This is a genomic window from Fervidicella metallireducens AeB (genome assembly GCF_000601455.1).
Lineage (GTDB): Bacteria > Bacillota > Clostridia > Clostridiales > Caloramatoraceae > Fervidicella > Fervidicella metallireducens.
The window spans coordinates 1-971 of the sequence record NZ_AZQP01000141.1; the positions used below are offsets into that span (position 1 = coordinate 1).

Sequence of the window (971 nt, forward strand, 5' to 3'; positions counted from 1 at the left end):
GATTCATGTTTATGAGATTATTATTTGCATCGTAAGTATGATAAATCTTATCTGTCCCAAGTCGATACGTTTTCCAGCCTGTTTATGCATAAATTCAAGGATTAACTGAACTTACCACAGAAAAGGAAGTGAAAAACGGAGTCGCAGCCGGAGTTGAATATATTGACCTGTTTGAAAAATAAAGAAAGGCCACATCAGCCGAAACTGTGTGACCTAATTTATTATATTTCAACAACTTCTAATTCATTACCAGGAATCGCAAGCAACGCTATAGTATACCCATTAGTACTATGGGAAAACTCAACTTCAAAATTCCCATCGTTATAGTCTTCGAGAGTAAATCCTAAGTCACCTTTTCTAATTCCATATTTCCCAAAATATTTATCTGTTAAGAGCCTTACTTTTTGGAACTGTTTCATGCTTTTTCAATATCCCTTTCATGTACTGCAAGCACATCCAAAGTATTTCCTTCTTCATCAATAAATTCAACTTCATATTGTGGTGGTGTTGACGTGTGAATAATCAATACAGCTCCTTTTGAGCCTTTCGGCACTTTGTCATTTATGTCCCTTATAGCCCTAACTACATCGTATTCCTCATACATTTAATAATTCAATCCTTTCTTTGAAGCTATATTTTACTTCTTAGTTGGAATACCAGTTACAAGTCTAACAACTCCATCGTTATTCTTTATCCAAGCAAATGTTACATCAATTGTTTTACCATTTGCTCCAGTAACTGAAATCACTTGATTATACTTAGTTCCAAACTCTGTTACACCAGTTTGAACTGCCTTTGTAGGGTCAAAAACAATTTGGTTTGCTAGGTCATCCATATTGCTCTTGTTAAAACCTAAAGCTTCATCAAACCATTTTGCTTTGCTTCCTCCTACTGGATGTTCAGGGTTCAATAGATACCTATCTAGCTTATCAACAACACTCTCTCTTGAAAGTTTTTGTGCAGTATTAATA

General features: G+C 34.8%; 3 protein-coding genes. All 3 read right to left on the reverse strand.

Annotated elements, in window-relative coordinates; translation table 11 throughout:
• Nucleotides 1-221: 221 nt before the first annotated feature.
• The gene (locus Q428_RS14155) at nucleotides 222-419 is read right to left on the reverse strand and encodes a DUF4926 domain-containing protein (protein WP_035382075.1); all 198 of its coding nucleotides are present in this window, start codon (nucleotides 417-419) and stop codon (nucleotides 222-224) included.
• A complete protein-coding gene (locus Q428_RS14160) occupies nucleotides 416-604 on the reverse strand; it encodes a DUF4926 domain-containing protein (protein WP_035382077.1) in 189 nt (62 codons plus the stop codon). The genes Q428_RS14155 and Q428_RS14160 overlap by 4 nt, the downstream gene beginning before the upstream one ends.
• 33 nt (nucleotides 605-637) lie before the next feature.
• On the reverse strand, nucleotides 638-971 hold a 334-nt coding region (locus Q428_RS15570; protein WP_035382079.1), incomplete at its 5' end, for a DUF6883 domain-containing protein.

What these genes read in the sequence shown, in the direction of transcription:
- Q428_RS14155 (WP_035382075.1), bottom strand. Translation starts at nt 419, where the DNA reads ATGAAACAGTTCCAAAAAGTAAGGCTCTTAACAGATAAATATTTTGGG.
- Q428_RS14160 (WP_035382077.1), bottom strand. Translation starts at nt 604, where the DNA reads ATGTATGAGGAATACGATGTAGTTAGGGCTATAAGGGACATAAATGAC.